Origin of the sequence: Aeromonas hydrophila subsp. hydrophila ATCC 7966 (assembly GCF_000014805.1) — a bacterium.
GTDB classification, from domain to species: Bacteria; Pseudomonadota; Gammaproteobacteria; order Enterobacterales; family Aeromonadaceae; genus Aeromonas; species Aeromonas hydrophila.
In genome coordinates this window covers 1,472,951-1,493,938 of the sequence record NC_008570.1, presented here as the reverse complement: position 1 = coordinate 1,493,938, position 20,988 = coordinate 1,472,951, and the positions used below count along the sequence as shown (strand labels likewise).

The following is a 20,988-nucleotide window of genomic DNA, read 5'->3' as shown; positions in this document are numbered from 1 at the left end:
TGCAGGCAAAGCGATTCACCCCCACCCTCTTGCCATAAAAAAACCTGCTCCGAAGAGCAGGTTTTTACCTAACGGGATGGGAGTCAGGTCGCTCAGGCGACCCGGCCCTTGCCCTGGATCACATCACCCCAGGCCGACTGCACCAGGCTGTTGGCCTGGCTGTCGAGCCGGTTGAGCAGACCCATGTCGCCCGCTTCGGGGGCGAAGCTGCTCATGGCCTGGATCAGCTTGTCCACCGCCTGATGGGAGAGCGCGCTGTAGCTGCGCTCGCCATCAGCCTGCTGCTCGCCAAGCCCGATCACCAGCTGGGCCCGGTTGTCGGCGAAGTAGTTGCTGAAGGTGGCACTGCCCAGCTGCTCGAACTTGCCCTGCTCGCTGGTACCGTCGGTGTGACGGTTGACCAGCAGTTGCAGATCGTAGCCGCTGCGCTTGAACCAGAGATCCCGCCAGCTGACGTCGTTGAAGACGATGAAGTCCTCCTTGCCGATGTCCTGCACCAGGTTCTTTATCACGGCGCCACTGAACACGAAGCTGTCGACGCCGGTGCCACCGCTGAACTGGTTCTGGTAACCGCCCAGCACCAGCAGGTCATCACCGGCGCCGCCATCGAGCTGGCTGAACTTGGCGACCTGATCGGCGATCAACCGATCCTGGCCGTCACCGCCCCGAATGGTGGCGTGATAGCCCATCAGCTTGACCTGGTTGTTGCCATGTTCGGCCAGCAGACGGTTGTGATTGCCAAACACCATGGCAAAGTCGTCGCCTTCTCCGAGCCGGATCTGGTTGTGATGGCCTATGGTCACCGTGAAGTCCTGATCCGAGCCAGCATCTATCTGGTTGTAGTTGCCGGAGGTCACCAGATAATCCTGACCGGCCCCCCCTTCCACTATGCCCTCTTCCCCGAAGATGAAGGCCTGATCGTTGCCCTCCCCCATGAATGCGCGGTTGACACGGCCGGCCAGCACGGCGACATCGTCACCCTGCCCGCCGAACATCATGTTCTCCCGGCCCATCATGATCCCGGTGTCCTGACCGGCACCGCCGGTGAAGATATTGGAAGTCCCGGTGGCGTAGAAGACATCGTCCCCGCGGCCACCCCAGAAGTTGTTGTTGTCGCCGAGGTAGGCCCCCAGATCCTTGCCGTCTCCCCCCCAGTTGAAGTTGTAGTTGCCAAGGGAGACATGCATGTCGCCATCCCCCTGCAGGTGACCACTGTTACGCAGGAAGTCGAAGGTCTGCTCCTTCATGTTGAGCAGATCGGCCGTCAGGTTCTGCTTGAGGTTGCTAGCAAGCGCCACCACCTCCGCCTGCTTGTCCCGGTTGAACAGGGTAGCAAACAGGTTGGGCAGACTCAGCGCATTGAAGCCGAAGGCCCGCTCCTCGGTGGCGGCCGGCAGCGCCGCCGGCTTGGCGTCGTTCCCCTGCTGCACCGTCACGGTACCGGACTTGGCCTCCTCGGGTGCCTCATCCTGCAGGCCGTGGCTGCGGGCAAAGCTGCTGAGGGCATCTTCCCCCAGATCCAGCCCGGCCTTGAGCTGATCGAGCCACTTGGCCGGATCGGTCAGGCTCTTGAGCTGATCGCCACCAAACTCGGCGATGACGCCCAGCATCTCCTGCAACAGGGCCGGCGCATCGATGGCCGCTCCATCACGGGCCACCAGCTGGCCACGGGCGTTGTAATCCACGCCGAAGATGTCCGCCAGCGTGGTATCGGCCCCCACCCCTGCCAGGCGCCCCAGCAACCGGTTCTGCAGCTGGCGCGGCAGATCGGTCGGGGTGAAGGTAAAGGTGGTTTTCGCCTGCCCGCTGGCGGTGAACTCCTGGGTCATCAGCCCGAACAGGGAGCCCAGGTTGGTGTCCAGGATCGCCTGGATGTTGTCACCGAACACGAAGTTCCAGTTGCCCGTGGTGACCTGGATGTCGGCCCCCTGACCGGCCACGGCAAAGTTGAATACCAGCTTCTCGTTGGCCTGGCGCAGCTTGTCCGCCCGGCTCAACGGTCCCTGTTCCCCCTGGCCGCCGCCCGAGATCCGCTTGTTGAACTCCTTGTTGAGGGTTGCCTCCAGATCGCTCTTGAGCCCGCGGCTGCTGCGTTCATGGTCGCTGTCCAGACGCGTGAGCGAGCCGTATTCGACGCTGCTGGTCTGATCCAGACCGGCCATGTCGGCCACGAACTTGTTGGCGCCGGCCAGGGTCCACTGATCCCACTGGCTGGCTACCCAATCCGGCTTTGCACCGTCACCGGCGATCTGCTGCAGGGCGCCGGCAATGCGGGCCGCCCCGCCAAACGGGTTGACCAGCGGCGGAGTGGGGATGGATTTTTCCAGCATCACGATGAGATCGTTGCTGCGCCCCAGGTTGAAGCTGACGTTGCGTTGCCCCACGAACAGCTGGGCCCCTTCCAACGCCCGGTAGCCGGCGATGTCGACGCTGTGTTTGCTGTCGCCATCCCCGATGTGCACCATGACGTTGTTGTCACCGAAGGCCAGCGACTTCATGCCACCCGTGCCCACTTTGACCCCCAGGTTGGTGGTCCCCCAGTTGAGGGCGGTGAACTCGCCATCCCCCACGTTGACCTGGATGTTGCCCGAGTAGCTGACCGCATTGTCGGCATGGCTCGAGGCCGTTTCCGGCTGGCGTTGTTTGTCGGGTGCGACGAAGGTCTCGTCGTTGTCGGCAATGGCGCCCCGGGCACGGCTTTCACCCTCGCCCACCTTGGCCAGCACGATATCCCCTTCAGCCACACCGCCACGCACCCGTTCGTTGTGCACCACGGGTTCGCCGGCGTCATCCAGGGTCAGCACCACCTTGTTGGCAGCCACCTTGCGGGCCCAGACATCCGCCTCATTGCGGGTATGCTTGCGCCCGCCCTGATCGACTGCCACTTCACTGCTGCGGGCCGAGACCTGGGTACGGATCCCCTCATTATCCAGCGCCTGGATGAAACGGCGGGCAAAACCGGTCTGCAGGTCGTCGCTCACCAGGGAGCAACCCACCAGACTGATGTGGCTCGGCTTGGTGGTCACGCCAGCCTCTTGCTGCAGGCGATCGCCCAGGCGGCGCAGATGCCCGGCCAGCTCATCGGCGCTGTAGCCACTGAGGCGGCTGTTGTTCTGCCCGTCGGCATCGCGGCCGTGCCCCACCACCTGCCAGCGGATATTGCCGGCCAGTTGCGCAGGGTCGCCATACACCACCCGATAGTTGCCATCCGCATCCAGCTGCACCACCAGACTGCGGTCTGGGTGCTTGCCAGCCAGGCTGGCCGCGGCCTTGGCGGCCACCGGGTCATCTTCGGTCTGGATGATGACTTGGCTGGTGAAGCGGGTCTCGCCCCCTTCACTGCCCGGCACCACCTCAGGTCGCTGCCACTGCTCGACCCGCTGATTGCGAACCGGCTGATCCGCGCCATCCAGCGCCGCCGGCGGCGTCCACTTCCTGCCGACATCGGCGTACTCGACCCGCTGACTGACATCATCCCCCTGCAGATGGAAGCGATTGTCCGCATCCACCTTCAGGGCCGGCAGCCCCAGACGATGGGTGATGCCGGGCACGAAGCCTTCGATCCCCTTGTGGGACGCCAGGTGCGCACTGCCGTAGATGGCGACGAATTTCTCACCAGCTGGCAGCTTGCCCAGTACGTCGACGGCGACATTGTTGGCTGCCCCGGCCCGGTACATCAGGCCGTGCTCGGTCCCGCCGATAACGGGTCTGGCGGTACTGCCATCGTCCAGCGCCACGATCCGCAGCCCCCGCTCCCGGGCCCGCTCGAACAGGGAGGGCTCCAGGTGCTTGCTCTTGAGCATGGTCGCCAGCTCGGGAGACATTTCCCCCCCCGCCAGATAACGGTCGATCAGCGGCTGCGCCAGCTCACCACGCAGATGCTCCAAGCCGATGACGGTCACGCCCTGGGCCTTGAGTGCATCCATCTGTTCATTGACAAACCGCAGGCCGTTGACATCGCTGCCATGGGTTTCACCGATCAGCAGGCCATTGCGGTTATCCAGCAGGCGTGCCAGTTGTCCGGCCAGCGTACTATCCCCATCCAGCTGCGCGTTCAGCGTCCGCAGGGCGTCGCTACCATAGCGGGCATCCCAGGCCGCCACATCGGTCTGTTTGCTGCTGTGATAGATGTTCTCGATCTGCTCGATGCGGCGAGACTCCAGCTCACCGAGGTAACGGCGGTCACCGAACTTGTCCAGCATGATGTGCTCGGCAGAGAGATCCGAACCGGGTGCGGCCTGCTTGGCAGCCTCCTTGATGAAGTAGACTGCCATCTGGGCGGACTGCTCCCCCGTCATGTCCTGCAGCTCCTGATAGGAGTAACCCAGATGCAGCAACTTGCGGGTGTCGTCCAGCACGGCCCGGCTCAGCAGCCCTTTCCCCTGGGCCTCGGTCAGCCACTTCTTCAGGTCACCATGGTGTTCGCCCAGCGCGATGTGGAAGCGGGCATCAAACGGCAAATCCGCCGGCACGCCCCCCTGGTATCCAGCCTTGGCCGCCAGATAGGGGTCTTGCGCCGCCCAGCGCAGCACCATCTGGGTGAGACCCGGATGCTGGCCCTGCGCCTCTTCGGCAGCCTTGCCGATGACAATGGCAGCCAGGTCCGGGCGGGTCTTGGCCAGCGCCGTCACCTCGGTCTGCAACGAGGCCAGCTCGCCACGATAGAGATTGCCGTGAAGCTGACTCTGCAGCTTGCTCAGCGCCGGGTTTCTGCCGGAACCTTCGTACTTGACCAGGTAGTCGTCAATCAGATTGTTCAACCGCAATGCGGCCTCTATCTTGGTCTGCCCGCTGGCACCGTGCAGCGTGGCGAGCTGATCCAGGATCTGCTGATAAGACTCGCCAATGGGCTTGGCAAAGACCTGGGCGGCTTTTTTCAGCTCATCCGGGCTGTAGACGTCGGCAAACAGCTTGGCTGTGCGCTCCGTCACCACCGTTTTGCCCGGCAGCTCCGCCATCGGACTCTCGTCAAATACCGGCAACTGCAGGATCTCCTGCAGGGTGACCTTGTTGGCCAGATCCTTGGACGGCTTGAAGCGGGCGAGCTCGGCGCCGTTCATCTCGCTGACCCTGAAGAACAGCGGCTTGCCATCCGGCCCCGGCTTGAGGTGGTAGCCGTTGGCCATGTCCAGCCCTTCTTTGCCAAAGAAGCCCGTCATGTAACGACTGAACTTCTCGGCGGAGGAGAATTCGACGATGCCGGCATTGGGATCGTAGAAGCCGTAGATCCGGCCAGACTCTCCCTGCTTGGCCCAGGCCGCCATGGCGTGGCCCGGTGCATCCAGCTCCATCAACACGGGAGCATCGCTGCCCTTGGCGGTCAGCTTGGTGAGCACGGTGCCGAGGGAGATGGCGTTCTTGCCCTCCCACTTCTCCTTGACGATGTCGTACTTGATGCTGCGCAGGCTGTCGTAGTTGTAGGCGGCCGGCGTGTTGGTATGGATCTCCGCCAGGCTGCCCACCAGCTTGCGGGCATTGTCCAGCTCGGTTGCCGAGTAGCGATCCGGGTTGTTGATGACCGCCGCCGCGGAGTAGAGCTTCTCCATCATGCGCCGCGCCAGATCGGGCTGCCCCTCGCTCTCCAGCTGCTTGGCAACCAGCACCAGCTTGGAGAGGGGATCGCAGCGACCACCGAAGCCGTCATCCGCCAGATTGAGCAGCAACAGCTGGGGAGCCAGATGCTCTCTGGCATATGGATCCGTGCCACCTTGCGAAGCCACGTCGCGGAACAGACGGTTGGACTGCTCAATCCTGGGCTTGATGGTGCTCTTGAGCGCCCGGTTTTCGATCTCCCAGGCCAGCGCCCCCTGCTGCTGTGGCGACAGGGTCGGCTGGACGAACAGGTCCACCAGCTGGGTCATGCTCATGTCGGGCTGGAAGCCCTCGACCACCTTGCCGGCCAACCCTTGCTGATACCCGGCCAAGAAGGCCTTGGTGGTACGGATGTCTCTGGTCGCCCCATTGCTGCCCACCTGCGGGGTGAGCGCCTCCTGATAGCGTTTGAGATCGCGCCTGATGGCCTCGATGCCCTTGAGCGGCGCCTCGATGTCTGCAGCCGACGGCGTGCGGTTGAACAAGTCATCCACAATCTGCTCGGCGTACTGGCCCATCAGGCGGTTGCTGGCCAGATGGCCATAGAAGGTCTGCTCGCCGCTGACCTGATAACCGGCCACCGCCAGCTTGGCCCGCAGTTTTTCCCCTTCTCTGCCGAGCCCTTCGTTGTCGGTCAGCAGCATGATGGGCGTGCTCTTGGGCAAGCCATCGAGGTTTTTCTCCACCGAGAAACGACCGTTGATCGCCTTGGCAAGCGCCCCCACCAGACCGCCCGGGTTGGGCAGCTCGTGGGCCGTGATCGCCTTGCTCATGCTGGGCATGGGGCGATCGAGCAGCAGCCCGCCCACCGGCTTGCCCTGCTCGGCGGCATAACGGGCCAGATCGGCGGCAATGGGACCGCCCATGGAGTAGCCGTGGATCAGGATCTTGTCAGGCGCCACCCCACGCTCTTCCACCAAATAGCGGAACATGGTGCGGGCATCCTGGTAGACCCCCTGTTCGCTGGGTCCGCCATCGCTCGTCCCATAACCACGCAAGTTGACCGCCAGCATGTCGATGCCCTGCTTCTGGTAGTGGCTGCGAACCGCATCGGCCTGCTCCTCGGCGGAAGACCCCGAACCGTGCAGGAACAGCACCACCTCGGGCTTGCCATCCTGCGGCGTACCTGGCCGCTCGGCTCCCTTGTGCAGGTAACCGGACAGACGGCCGGCATCTCCTTGCAGGGTCACCTGCTCGGCCTCGCCCTTGCTCACCGCATGGTCGAGCAGTTGGCGGGTGATGTCGCCCACCTGGCGCCGCTCATCACGGGTGCCGTAGAGGTTGTCGTTGAGGAAGCGGGTCAGCGGATTGAGTGGCTGCTTGTCCAGCGGGACCGTATCGGCATTCGCCACGCCCGGGCTCTGGTCTCCCGGTTTGTGGCCGCCCAGAGCCTGCAGTCCGCTTGCATCCTGCGCTTGATGCTCGGCGGTGAGCTGGCTCCATGCCTCGGCATGGTTGGCCATCACCCACTCGGCCTTGTGGTTGGCAGAGGCCACCTTCTTGGCATTCTTGACCGGTGGCAACCCCTGGCGCTCCCGATAGGCCTGATACCAGCTGTCGAAGTCCGCGCTCTGCTCGACCAGATTGTTCACCGCCGCCACTATGGTGCGGCGGCTGACTGGGTCGAACTGGTCGAGGGTCTTCACCTCCACCCTGGCGGTCGATTCCGACTTCGGCACAAACTGGCTCAGCTCGTTCGGTACCTGGCGGAACTCGAACAGGATGGCCGGCTCGGGGTGCTTGCTGTCCCCCGTGGTCGCATTGTTGATGCCATGCCCGGCCACCTCGCCACCAAACTTGAAGTAGTCATAGATGTTCTGTGCCAGCGCCGGTGAATAGGCCGACTTGAGGGTCGCCAGGATCTGCTCGGACACCAGCTTGCGGTCATGGGCACTGAGCAGGGCCAACATGGCCACCGGCTTGGTTCTCGGCAGGATTTCCCAGGCATTCTTGACCTTGGGATCGGTCAACCCCTGGGCGTTGGGCGTGATCCCTTCTGCCAGCGGATCCCAGTCATTGATGTGAATGCCATATTCCCGGGCCAGATCGGCCGTCTTGCCGTAGATGGAGGTGAGATAGGCAAACACATTCTGTGCGGTGGCCGCATCCTCCCACTGCACATTGGCCATGTTGGACAACAGCAGATCCTTCAGCTCGGGGTGATACCAGGGAGCGGACTCCAGCAGCCGGATCTCCTGGGAAGAGCCGCTACCAAACGCCTTGGCGCTGACCGCCACGGTCGCCTGCTGGCCGCTCGGCGTCATGCCGATGGTCTGCCCCTGACCGTCACGGGCGGCGCCATTGCCGGCCGCGATCACGTGGTTGGCATTGGAGATGACCAGAGTAAAACGGCCATCCTCGCTCACGAGATCGGACAGTCTGGTGTGATTGGTCTGGCTGATGTGCTGGGTGAACTCTCTGGCAAGCCAGAGCATGGCCTCCTTGCGTGCTTCCACCGCCTGCTGATCCTGCATCTCGCTTGGATAGGTCACCAGCTCGATGGTATGGGTCTGCCACTGGTTGATCCCTTTGACATCGCTGATCCCGGCGGGATTGGTGTACCCCCCCTGGTTCATGTCCTTGGTCAGCATGAACAGCGGGTTGCCTGCCGCATCGTGCACGTAACCAAACTTCTGTGCCGAGTTCTTCGGCAGCGCCACCACCAGCCCAGTCAGCTCGTTCTCTATGCCGATGGAAGAGCCGTCGAAGTGGCTGCTGAACTCAGGCACGGCCTTGCTGCCCGGGCGGGGGCCATGCAGACCGGTGAGATCCACGGCCGCCTTGGCCAGTACCTCATGCTGCTGCGCCGGTTTGGTCACCGTGGCTGTCGCCTGCGCCTCCTGCTGCACCTCGGTCGGTGTTGGGGTCGGCGTTGGGGCCACCGGTTGACGGGAGCCGGCATTGATCTGCAACCGGTTGACCGCCGCCAGCGCCCCGTCGAGAGCGGACTGTTCCTGCTCGCTCAGCCCGGTGGCGGTGTCGATGGCCGAAGACGGAACCTCATCAGGAGCCGACAAGGTACTGACGGCGGGCACATCCAGTTCGCCGGTCTGCAACAGGGGCTGCCCGGCTGCCGTCGACGGGCCGGACTGAACGCCCTGGCGGGTCGGCTTGTCGCCGCTTTGCTTGAGGCTCGCCGCATTCTGTTTGGCCTGGTTTGCCTGCAAGCCGGCCTGACTGGCCGCCTGCTCGCCGGCGAGCTGTGCCTGGCTGGCACTCGCTTCGCCCTGCTGCTGCCGCGATGTCGCCTCCCCCTGGCGAGCCAGCGCGTCGAGACGGCGCTGTTCAGCCTGCGCAGCCCTGTGCTGGCCCGCCGCCTCGGCATTACCCTGCTGCTGTTCGCTGCGCTGCTGACCCGTTTTGGACTTGGCCAGCGCGGTGTCTAGCTGCTGGTGCTGCGCCTCATGGCGGGATCTGCCCTCTTCGATCGCCGTGCCGGCCGTGTTGCCGGCATCGTCCAGATCTTCCTGGACCGTGCTCAGCAGGCGGTCGGCAAAGCCGGTGCGCCAGTGCTGACCGGACGGTTCGCTCGCCGCGTCGGAAGCTCTGACCTGCTCGAAGCGACGCGCCAGCGTATCGAGCTGCGCCGTCATCTCGCGGGATTCCGCCTCGATGGCGGCACGCTGATCCTGACCATTTTGCGCCAGCTTGTGCTGATCGGTGGCCTCCAGCTGGGCCTGGGTGCCGGCAATGGCGGCCAGCTGCTGCCCCTTCTCCTGCTCCAGCCGCTGCTTGTCGGCGTCGGCACTCGCCTGATCGCCTCTCGCCCGGGCCGCGTTGTCGTCTTGCGCCAGCTGGGCGCTGACCTGGCCTATCTCGGCCTTGCCAGAGGCGGTGGCCACCACGTTGTCGAGCAGGTAGCCAAGGCCGTTGCTCTCACCGATACCGCGGAACGCCAGGGTGTTGCGACCCTCGCTGGCCGTCAGCGTCAGCGCCTTGCTCTGCCAGCTGCTGGCGTCTCCTTCACTGGCAAACACCCGCTCGCCATTCCACAGCACTTCGATGCCGTGTTGCAGGGAAATATTCGCCCGGCGGGCAAAATCAAATGTCAGGTTGACGGTCTCGCCCGCCTTGAGGCCGGCAAGATCCTGGGAAATCTGGGTATTGCGGTCAGTCGACAGTTCACTGACCCGGGCACCGTGCCCGTCGGCAGCCAGCCCGTAGGTGGCGGCGGAAAAATCGGCTTCAATGCCGGCACCGGCATGCTGCCAACCCTGGGCGCCCCGCTCGAAATCGCCGTTGACGATGAGGTTCTCACCCCCTCGGGCCAATCCCTGCTCATCGAGCTGCAGCGCTTTGTCCATGGCCTGCTCGTCGTGCTCGCCGGCCTGGCTCACCTTGCCGGTCAGACTGCCGGCCAGGGAAGACTTCACCTCGCCAATCTCGTCCAGCCCAAAGCCGCTGAGCCCCTGCACCTCGCCCAGGCTGGCCGCTTGCGGCGCCTTGAGCGGGCCCTCTTCGTCCCCCTGCACCAGATAGTTGATGGCCTGGTTGCCCGCGCTGCCGAGCAGGGTCTGCTTGATGTTGTCAAACAGGGTGCCGAGCTTGTTGCTGCTGGTGTTGCTGCTGGCGATGGCCAGACTGTAGAAATCGCCGTTGCCGATCTTGATGGCCACGTTGTGACGGGCATAAGCCGCCGTGATGTCCAGCCCGTCGCCGATCTGGACGTTGGCATTGCCCTTGCCCTTCATGACCGCAACGTTGAGGCCGTCTCCCACCTTGGTGTTGAGGTTGTAGTCACCCCACGCCAGGTTGATGGTGGTGCCATCGCCCACCTTGACGTTGTTGTTGAACTTGCCGTAGGCGGCCGTCACGCTCAGGCCGTCCCCGACCGTGGTGGTCTGGTTGACCTCCCCCTTGGCGAGGGTGACCTGGATGCCATCCCCCACCCGGGTGACGATGTTGGCCTTGCCGAGCAGCGCCTGATAGCCATCGCCCTCCCCGACCTGGGTCACTATGTTCGCATCACCCTTGGCCAGCACGACCTGACGGCCATCCCCCACCTTGGTGATGACGTTGGCCTTGCCCCAGGCGCCGGTGTAGCCGTCGCCGTTGCCGACCTGGGTGACCAGGTTGGCCTCCCCTTGCAGCACGGCCACTTCCCGGCCATCGCCCACCTTGGTCAGCACGTTGGCACGGCCCTTGGCGAAGCTGTAACGATCGCCGTTGCCGACCTGGGTCAGCAGGTTGACGTCGCCCCAGGCGCCCTGTACCACCAGCCCGTCACCCACCTTGGTGATGAGGTTGGCGCGCCCCTTGGCCAGGCCGATGGTGCTGCCGGCCCCGACGTGGGTCATCACGTTGCCCACCTCGGAGATGAGCAGACCCACGGTGGTGCCGTCACCGATCTTGGTCAGCAGGTTGCCCTTGCCCCACAGCACGCCGGCGGTGGTGCCATTGCCCACGTGGGTCAGCACGTTGGCATCGGCCTTGGCGATGGCGCCGAGGAAGTCATCCCCCACCTTGGTGATGATGTTGGCCTTGCCCAGCGCCAGTACGCCGGTCAGACCGCCGCCGACATGGGTCACTATGTTGGCCTTGCCGAACAGGGCTGCCAGCGTGGTGCCGTTGCCCACCTTGGTCATCACGTTCAGCTCGCCGGCAAACAACCCCAGGCTGGTGCCGTTGCCGATGTGGCTGTAGACGTTGGCCTTGCCGATCATCAGCGCAGCCGTCAGGCCATCCCCCACCTTGGTGAACAGGTTGGCCTGCCCCAGCATGGCGGCGAAGGTTTCACCAGCACCGACGTGGGTGAAGACGTTGGCATTGCCCACCATGGCGGCCAGCGTCATGCCGTTGCCCACCTTGGTCGCCAGGTTGCCCTGGGCCAACATCAGCGCCACGGTCAGGCCGTCACCGATATGGGTGAAGACGTTGGCCTTGGCCACCATCAGCGCCAGCGCATTGCCATCGCCGACCTTGGTGAAGATGTTGGCCACCCCGCCCATCAGTGCCCAGGCATCGCCTTGGCCTATCTGGGTAAACAGGTTGCCGGCGCCGATCATGGCGGCAATCGCCGTGCCGTCGCCCACCTTGGTAAACAGGTTGCCAGCGGCCCCCATCACGCCCAGGGTGTCGCCGTTGCCGACATGGGTCAGCACGTTGGCGCCCCCCAGCATCACCGCAGAGAGATCGCCATCACCGACCCGGGTCAGCACGTTGGCAGCCCCCAGCAGCAGCGCCTGGGTATCCCCCTGACCAATCTGGGTCAACACGTTGGCGCCGCCTCCCAGAATCGCCTGCACCTTGCCGTTGCCCTTCTTGGTCAGCACGTTGGCACCGCCCAGCAGCACGGCGCGGGTGTCGGCAGCCTCCTCGCCCTGAGTGACGTGAGTCAGCACGTTGGCGCCGCCCAGCAGGCCGGCGGTCAGTTGACCCGCACCCAGCTTGGTCAGCACGTTGGCCCCACCCACCGACAGGGCGTCGAGCCGGCCGTTGCCGACCTGGGTCAGCAGGTTGAAGCCGCCCCCCGCCAGCCACAGACCGTGGCCGTCGCCCAACTGGGTATGGGTGTTGTAACCGCCCAGCATGACCACCTGGCTGTCGCCACGGCCCTGCTGCACCGAGATGTTGCCATAGGCCAGCAGACGGGCCAGGTACTCGCCGTCACCGCTGCGCACCAGCACGTTGGCCGCACCGGCTGCATAGACATCCATCCGGCCCTGGGCACCCTGATGAACCAGCACGTTGGCCAGGCCCGCCCCACGGAACACCAGGTCGCCGCGCTGGCCGCGCTTGATCAGCACGTTGGCCGCCCCGGCGCCGTTGAAATGGATGTTGCCCTCGGTCACGTCGGACTCGATGACGTTGCCGCCACCGGCGCCGTCAAAGAAGATGTCGCCCTTGCTCTTGCCGCCGCTCTGCTGGCGAGGCAGCAACGACTGGCTGGAGAACTCGCGGGTGGCCGGCAGTCGATCCGACACAGCCGTGACGGTATCGAGCTGGTAGCGCACCTCGCTCAGGGAGTAGCCCCCCGTCCCCATGGCGGTGAAGCCGGTATGCTCCGAAATGACCTTATCGGCCAGCCCCGCCAGGTGGTTGCCCTCCTTGTACCAGGCCTTGGCGAGGTACTTGAGCGCCCCGGTCTCCCGATCATTGGCCAGCTCCACCACCACTATCTTGGTGTAGGGACCAAGCTGTTTGGCAAACACATAGGTATTGGCCTGCGCCCGGGATTTCACCGCGTTCACGTCGACCTTGGTGCCATCCTCAAAAATGGCGTAGCCGCTCATCTTGGCGCTGGAGAGCGTCACGTCGGCAGCCGCCACGTTCACCCCGCCACCGTAGTTGATCCAGCTGTTTTCGGTCAGATCCGCTTCCACCGCCTCCAGCTTGATGCGCTGACGCCGCTCGAACACCAGATCGCTCAGCCGATAGGCGCCGTCGGTTTGCGTCGAGACGAAGCCGTTGCCCGCATCAATTTGACGACCGGCCAAGCCATCGAGGTGATTGCCCTCCTTGTACCAGGAGGTGGCGTGATAGCGCAGGGCACCGTTCGCGCCATCGTTGGAGAGCTCAACCCGGTTGACCTTGGTGTACATGCCGTCAAAGAAGGCAAACAGGTAGGTATTGGGCTGCAGGCTGGACTTGATGGCCGTGACGGGCTGAGACTGGTTGATCCAGCTGCCGCCCATGGTGGCGGTGGTCAACGCGATCTCGTCGGCACGGGCGCCGGCGAAGGGGGAGCTGTCGCTGTCCGCGCCCTTGCGGGAGAGATGGTTGTAACCCCCCGCCCCCTTGAAGTGGATGTTGCCCTCGGCCACGTCCGACAGCAGCCGGTTGTAGCCACCGGCCCCGTTGAAGCGGATGTCGCCACGGGTCTGCAGGTACTCATCCTGCTCGTTGCGCAAGCGGGAGAGCTCGTTCCAGCCGCCGGCCCCGTTGAAGTTGACGTCCCCCTCGCGCCCCTTGCGGAACACCTTGTTGTAGGCACCGGCGCCGTTCAGGGTGACGTTGCCGGACTCCACCTGGGAGCTGATGATGTTGGCCGCACCGGCCCCCGCGAAGTGGATGTTGCCCTGCGAGCCCTGATACTGGCTGTGCCAGGTGCGGTCCAGCTTGTTGGCCGCCCCGGCCCCGCTGTAGCTCAGATCGCCGCGGTCGGTCTGGTGCCAGAGCTTGTTGTAGCCGCCGGCCCCCTCGAAGCTGACGTTGCCGCTGATCCCCTTGCGGGTCAGGAAGTTGGCCAGCGCCGCCCCCTGATAGCGGATGTCGCCGTCGCGCCCCTGGTGATCGATGTTGGTGGCGCCGCTGGCCCCGGCGAAATGGACATTGCCGGACTGGGACTTGCTGATGTCGGCATAGCCCGCCGCCCCCTTGACGGTCAGGTTGCCGGAGTCGTCAACCACCTTGAGGTAGGCAGCACCGCCATAGACGCTGTCGTTGCCCGTACCGGTATAGACGGTGGCGCCGATGGAGCCGACCCTGATGGTGTCGTCACCACCATAGGCATGGATGACGCCACCGAGGCCATAGGCATCGATATCATTGTTTCCGTCATCTGCCGTGTAATTACCGGTAAAGAAGTACTCAATACTTCTCCATACACTCTTTCCCATGTATTAACTCATTATGATTAAATGGAAAACCACTGCACCCTGCGCACACAATGGCCAAGTTCGGCATGAACATGACCGCGCACTGTGCAGACCCGCTGCCCTTTCCATGGCAAGAATATCCGGCGACGCAGATCGCTCACCACGGCGCGGGCGTGTCCGTATGGCGCTATCATCTCCGGAATAAAAATGTGGTCGCCGGATTGCCAATCCTCACGGATCAGCTCCCGCTCGGCGGCCAGCAAGGTGTCACGAATGGATAAAGAGACAAACGCCCAGTTGCAAAATGCAACCGGGCGTCCGCATGAGTCTTCGTAATAGCAGAACTGGTTCAATTCAAATGCTGGCAATATACGTTGCTGCCACTCGGCGACGGAATAACGCCGGTGCAGGGAGGAGTGCTGACTGAGCAGCATGACACCTCCCAACATATGTTGTTTTTGTTGCCAGTTAGGTTCCGTTGGTTGCAATACCAAGTGCATTGACTCCCCACACCGGAAACTTATTTCTTCTTGCGCGGCGCAGCCTGTGCAGTGGCGGCAGGAGCGGTTTCCTGTGCGTCGGCGGGGGTGGCCGGGATCAGACCAGCGGCAATCAGCTTGTCGAACTCGGCCGCCATGCGCGGATCTTCAAGCATGTTTTTTATCATTGAAACCATATACATAAAGCCAGCTGCCGGCATGTGCACCGTCTGTTTCAGCGCCAGCTCATTGTCGCTTTCAGCCATGACGCCCTGCGCCATCTTGAGCGGATCCTGGCCGACGAAATAGAGGGAGAAAATCCCCTTGTTGTAGTTGACGCTGGATACTGTCTGTACAAACTGCTCTGTCATATAAATTCCATTATCAATAAATATAAGGTAAAACAAAAAACAAAAATCCCACCAAAGATAAATCAACATGGTGCTAACATTTCATTTTTCGCTATATTTACCATATTTGAAAATATTATTTGATTCAATTAAACAATGATTCAAAAATAGAGTAATTACGTCAATATAAGTATCAACAAACTCATTAAGGTTAATAATGAGGCCATACTTGAGATTACCTTTAGATATATTGACCCAGTAAATTTATTATTGATTTTGTCAGCGCACATAATATTTGACAGATAATTATCGGCTCGTTAGTATGCGCGCCCTGCCTGTAACAGGTCACCTCGCTCCATATAAACAGGAGGGGTTTAAACGCGGCAACGGGGTATATTATGACTGCGCATGACGAGTCTGTTTTGGCATGCTTGAAGATTATTACCGGATTATTGGGCTGTCCCCCTAAAGATATAGATATCACGCCAGACGAACCCTTTGATATTATTGTCGATAGGCTGCAGCAGCAGACCGACAGCCAGATCCGCCAACGTCACATTGCTCCCCGCAAACTCGCCAAACAGACGCTCCCCCTGGTCCTGCTCAGTGACAACGGCAACCCCTGCGTCCTGGCCCAGCGTCAGGGGGAGCAGGCCCTGATCCTGGACCCCGCCGTCGGCAACCCGCAGGTCATCGACCAGCAGGCGCTGCTGGCTCGCTGGAACGGACGAGTCTATCAAGTACGCAGACAGCAGAGCCGCTTTGACATCCGCTGGTTCATCCCGGCCTTCCTGCAGCAAAAACGGCTGCTGGGGGAGATATTGCTTTTTTCGCTGGTCTTGCAGCTCCTGGCTCTCATCTCCCCGCTCTTTTTTCAGGTCGTCATGGACAAGGTGCTGGTGCATCAGGCCTGGTCGACGCTGGATGTGCTGGTGTTCGGGCTGCTGATCACCGCCCTGGTGGAGGTCTGTCTGCGCGGATTGCGGGAGTACCAATACGCCCACACCGCCAACCGGATCGACATCCAGCTCGGCCTGCGCATGGTGCAGCACCTGTTTGCTCTGCCCCTGCTCTATTTCAAGAGCCGCCAGGTGGGGGCCATCGTGACCCGGGTGCAGGAGCTCAATACCATCCGCGAGTTCCTGACCGGCACCATGTTCACCCTGACGGTGGACGTGCTGTTCATGTTCGTCTTCCTGGCGGTCATGGCCAGCCTTTCCGGCATGCTGACCCTGGTGATCCTGCTCTCCATCCCCGCCTATGTACTGATCGCCTGGTGGATCACGCCGCGCATGCAGCAGGCGGTCGAACAGCAGTTTGGCCACGCCGCCGCCAACACCGCCTTCTTGAACGAGACGGTCGCCGGCGCCGAGACCCTCAAGAGCCTGGCGCTGGAACCGCGCTTCGTGCGGCGCTGGGATGAGCAAACCAGCCAGATGGTGACTGCCGGTTACCGAGTTCAACAGCTCAACAATGCCTCCCAGCACGGCGTCATGTGGCTGCAAAAACTGGTGAGCGCCGGCGTGCTCTGGCTCGGCGCGAGCGAGGTGATCAGCCTGCAGCTCACCATCGGCCAGCTCATCGCCTTCAACATGATGGCCGGCCACGTGGCCCAGCCCCTGTCACGGCTGGTCGAGCTGTGGGGCCAGTTCATCCAGACCCGGATCGCGGTGGACAAATTGGGTGACATGCTCAACCTGCCCCCCGAGCACCAGCGTGATGGCGCGGGTCAGGTGAGTGCCGGCGCCATTTTGCTGGAGAGGGTGCGGTTTCGCTATCAGCCGGACGCCCCCCTCATCATCGATGATCTCTCCCTGACCATAGCGCCCGGCGAAACGCTCGGGGTGGTCGGCGGCTCAGGCTCGGGCAAGAGCACCCTGGCCAGACTGCTGCTGCGCCTCTACCAACCCGAGCAGGGCGAGATCTTCATCGACGGCCAGCCCATCCGCCAGCTCCCCCTCCACCACCTGCGCGAGCAGATGGGGGTGGTGCTGCAGGAGAACCACCTGTTCAACAAATCGGTACGGGACAACATCGCCCAGTCGATGCCCCATGCCAGCCTGGACCAGATCATCCGGGCTGCCACCCTGGCCGGCGCCCACGACTTCATTCTGCGGCTGCCCCTTGGTTACGACACCGTGCTGGCGGAGGGGGGCAGCTCGCTCTCCGGCGGCCAGCGCCAGCGCATCGCCATCGCCCGCACCCTGCTGGCCGATCCCAGGATCCTCATCTTCGACGAGGCCACCAGTGCCCTCGACGATGAGTCCCAGGCGCTGATCCAGCGCAACATGCGCCAGATCGCCTGTGGCCGTACCGTCATCACCATCGCCCACCGTCTCTCCACCGTGCGCCAGTGCGACCGCATCATAGTCCTGCAGCGCGGCAAGATCGTCGAGCAGGGCGACCACGCCAGCCTGCTGGCGCGAGGAGAGCATTACGCCCGGCTGTGGCGACTGCAGCAGGACTTGCACGAGGAGACATCATGAATCTGCGTACCTGGCTGGCCCGCTTTCGCCAACCCCGTCCACCTCGGCAGGCGGATACCCACTACGGCTTTCTGCCGGCCCACCTGGCGCTGGCCGAGACGCCCCCCTCTCCCTTTGCCCGCATCACGGCGCTGACCCTCAGCGCCGGCGTGCTGCTGACCCTGCTGTGGGCCTGCTGGGGCGAGCTAGACATCCAGGCCACCGCCAGCGGCCGCTTGCTGGTGCTTGGCCGCAGCCAGATGATCCAGTCCTACGAGCAGGCCAGAGTGGTGAGCATCCACGTGGAAGACGGTCAGGCGGTTGCCGCCGATGCGCCGCTGCTGACCCTCAATACTCTCGGGGTCAGCCAGGATCTGAGCCGCTTGCGCCAGCAGCAGGCGTTCCAGTACCAGACGTTGATCCGCTACCAGTCGCTCTACCGTGACCAGACCCCCGATCAGCATCCGGACTATCTCAGGCTCACGCCGGAGCAGCAGCAGGCGCTGGTGGAGAACTACCAGAGCGAACTGCACGAATTTCACAGCACTCTCGGCAACCTGCAGGCCGAGCTCGGGGTCAACCAGGCCAACCAGGCCGCCAGACGGGGTGACATGGCTTCTCTCACCACCCTGCTGGCCAACATCCGTCCCCGCCTGCAGGCCCGTCAGACCCTGAGCCAGTCCCATGCCATCTCCCGGGTGGAGTATCTGGAGCAGGAAAAAGAGCTGCTGGAGACCCAGCGTCAGCTCGCCCAGCAGCGGGCGGAGCTCGAGGTGCTGCAATCCCAGCAGCAAAGCCTGCAGGAGCGGCTGGCCGGCTTCAAGGCACAAAAGCAGCGGGAGTGGATCGAGAAACGCCAGCAGGCCAGGCTGCAGCTGACCGCCATCGAGCAGGAGCTCGCCAAGCTGCGCGAGCGGGAACATCTGGAGGTGATCCGCGCCCCCGTGGCCGGCACGGTGCAGCAGCTGGCCATTCACACTCAGGGCGCCGTGGTGCAGCCAGCCCAGCAGTTGCTGGTGATCGTGCCCAACGAAGGGGTGCAGCTCGCCGAGGTGAAGATCCTCAACAAGGACATCGGCTTCGTGCACGAGGGGCAGGCGGTGAGCATCAAGGTGGATGCCTTCCCCTACACCCGCTACGGCACCATAGATGGCGAGCTGGTGAGCGTGTCGCGCGACGCCACCGCCGATGAGCAGCTGGGGCTGGTCTTTGCCGCCAGGGTCAAGCTGAGCCGGGACGAGATGCTGATCGACCAGCAGCCCGTCAAGCTCACCCCCGGCATGTCGGTGGTGGCGGAGATCAAGACCGACCGGCGCCGGGTCATCGACTATCTGCTGAGCCCCATTCGCGAGTATCAGGCCGAGGCGCTGCGGGAGCGATGACGATGCAGCAGACCCACGCCGCCGACAGCGCCCCTGTCGCCAATGGCGCCCTCGCCGCCCTCACCCACGCAGCGCACCAGCTGATGCTGACGGCCGATGCCGAACAGCTGGCCCACGCCCTGGGGTGCGATCTGGCACCGCCCGATCTGACGGTGCGGGAAGCCGCTGCCCGTCTTGGCCTGCGCAGCGCCCTGTCGCAGGGGCCGGGCTGCCCGCTCGCGGCGCTGCCGCTGCCGACCTTGCTCAAGCGGGATGGCCGCTGGTACACCATCACCGCCATCACGCCAGAGGGCTGGCTGCTGTTTGATCCCGCCAGCGGCAGCAGCGGGCAGCAACCGCTGCCGAGCCAGGCCGAGGCGGCGCAGTGGCACTTTCTGTTGCTGGCCCAGCAGGATCTCACCCAAGCCGAGGTCAAATTCGGGCTGAGCTGGTTCAGCCCGGCGGTGCTGCGCCAGCAGAAACAGCTGCGGGACGTCTTCTGTTTCGCCATCTTGCTGCAGCTCATCGCCCTCGCCAGTCCGCTGCTGTTCGAGAACATCATCGACAAGGTGCTGGTGGGGCGCAGCCTCGGCAGTCTGCACGTGCTGGCCCTGGCCATGGTGGCACTGGCCTGCGCCGAGCCGCTCTACGGCTTTCTGCGCGGCCAGGTGTTCGGTCACCTGGCCAACCAGGTCAATGCCGAGCTCTCCGGCAAGCTCTATCGCCATCTGGTCGGCCTGCCCATCGGCTATTTCAAGGCCCGCCAGACCGGCCAGATCATCGCCCGGGTCAAGGAGATGGCCCAGATCCGCCAGTTCCTCACCGGCTCGACCCTGATGCTGGTGCTGGATCTGCTGTTCATCCTGCTGTTCGTCGGGGTCATGTTTCACTACGCCCCGCGCCTGACCGCCTGCGTGCTGGGCTCGCTGCTGATCTACTTCCTGCTCTGGCTGCTGATAGGGCCGCTGGTGCGCAGAAAGGTCGAGGCGGAGTATCAGGCGGATGCCGATGCCACCAGCTTTCTGACCGAGGCGGTCACCGGCATCGAAACCATCAAGACCACGGCCACCGAACGCCGCTTCTACCAGGAGTGGCAGCGCCTGCTGGCACGCCAGCTCAGACGGGGCTTTCAGGCCAAAAAGGTGGGGTTGGCGGCCGGCCAGGGCATCGATCTGGTGCAAAAACTCACCGCCGCCCTGCTGCTCTGGCTCGGGGTCGGCGAGGTACTGAACGGTCGCATGAGCCCGGGGGAACTGGTCGCCTTCAACATGCTGGCCGGCCACGTCACCCAGCCGGTGCTGCGCCTGGCCCAGGTGTGGCAGGATTTTCAGCACACCCTGATCGCCCTGCGCCGGGTCGGCGACATCCTCGACGAGGCGCCGGAGCATGGCAACAACGGGCTCGCCTCCGTGCCCGCCCTCCAGGGTGCCATCGAGTTTCGCCACATCCGCTTTCGTTACCAGCCGGATGCCCCCGAGGTGCTGGCCAACCTCTCCCTCACCATTGAGCCGGGGCAGTTCATCGGCATCACGGGGCCGTCCGGCTGCGGCAAGAGCACCCTGACCCGTTTGCTGCAGCGGCTCTATGTGCCTCAGCACGGCCAGGTACTGGTGGACAACATGGATCTCGCCATCGCCGACCCCGTCTCCCTGCGCCGCAACATGAGCGTGGTGCTGCAGGAGAGCGTGCTGTTCTCCGGCACCATCGCCGACAACATCCGCATCTGCCGCCCCGATGCCACCCAGGCCGAACTGGAGCAGGCGGCGCAGCTGGCCGGTGCCCTCGCCTTCATTCGCGAGCTGCCCCATGGCTTCGAGCAACAGGTAGGAGAGAAGGGAGCCCGCTTGTCGGGCGGCCAGCGCCAGCGCATTGCCCTGGCCCGCGCCCTGCTGGTCAACCCCAGGATCCTGCTGCTCGACGAGGCCACCTCGGCCCTCGACTATGAGTCGGAAGCGGCCATCATGGCCAACATGGCGGCCATCCGCCGCGGCCGCACCCTCATCAGCATCGCCCATCGCCTCAATACCCTGCGCGAAGCGGACCGTATCCTGGTGATGGAGGCAGGGCAGATAGTGGAGTCGGGCAGCCATGATGAACTGCTGGCCCGCGAGGGGCTCTATGCCAGGCTGTGGCGTCAGCAGACCGGAGCTGAGACAAGTCAGACCCTGACTCACACTGGCTAGGAAGTGGCTAATGATGGGGTG

6 protein-coding genes are annotated in these 20,988 nt (G+C 63.6%); 3 read left to right on the top strand and 3 right to left on the bottom strand.

Annotated features, from left to right (window positions below):
* Window positions 1-92: 92 nt before the first annotated feature.
* The 3 genes from rtxA to rtxH are packed head-to-tail and all read right to left on the bottom strand — an operon-like array spanning window position 93 to window position 15,048.
* On the bottom strand, window positions 93-14,150 hold the full coding sequence (gene rtxA / locus AHA_RS06840; protein WP_011705266.1) for an MARTX multifunctional-autoprocessing repeats-in-toxin holotoxin RtxA: 14,058 nt from the start codon (window positions 14,148-14,150) through the stop codon (window positions 93-95).
* A 17-nt stretch (window positions 14,151-14,167) separates the two neighbouring features.
* Window positions 14,168-14,629, bottom strand: a complete 462-nt coding sequence (rtxC, locus tag AHA_RS06835) for an RTX toxin-activating lysine-acyltransferase RtxC (RefSeq protein WP_161772470.1) — start codon at window positions 14,627-14,629, stop codon at window positions 14,168-14,170.
* 20 nt (window positions 14,630-14,649) lie between these two features.
* Complete coding sequence (gene rtxH / locus AHA_RS06830; protein ID WP_011705264.1) at window positions 14,650-15,048, bottom strand: protein RtxH; 399 nt, start codon at window positions 15,046-15,048, stop codon at window positions 14,650-14,652.
* A gap of 332 nt (window positions 15,049-15,380) precedes the next feature.
* Here rtxH and AHA_RS06825 point away from each other — a divergent pair, with 332 nt between their 5' ends.
* Genes AHA_RS06825 through AHA_RS06815 form a run of 3 tightly spaced genes read left to right on the top strand, consistent with a single transcriptional unit; the run spans window position 15,381 to window position 20,967 of the window.
* The gene (locus AHA_RS06825; protein WP_269146583.1) at window positions 15,381-17,444 is read left to right on the top strand and encodes a peptidase domain-containing ABC transporter; all 2,064 of its coding nucleotides are present in this window, start codon (window positions 15,381-15,383) and stop codon (window positions 17,442-17,444) included.
* Window positions 17,441-18,805 (top strand): HlyD family type I secretion periplasmic adaptor subunit, encoded by a 1,365-nt coding sequence (locus AHA_RS06820; protein WP_011705262.1) that lies wholly within the window; start codon window positions 17,441-17,443, stop codon window positions 18,803-18,805. Before AHA_RS06825 ends, AHA_RS06820 begins: the two co-directional genes overlap by 4 nt.
* A gap of 2 nt (window positions 18,806-18,807) precedes the next feature.
* Window positions 18,808-20,967 carry a type I secretion system permease/ATPase gene (locus tag AHA_RS06815; RefSeq protein WP_011705261.1) on the top strand — a complete coding sequence of 720 codons (2,160 nt, stop codon included), beginning with the start codon at window positions 18,808-18,810 and terminating at the stop codon, window positions 20,965-20,967.
* The last annotated feature ends 21 nt before the right edge of the window (window positions 20,968-20,988 follow it).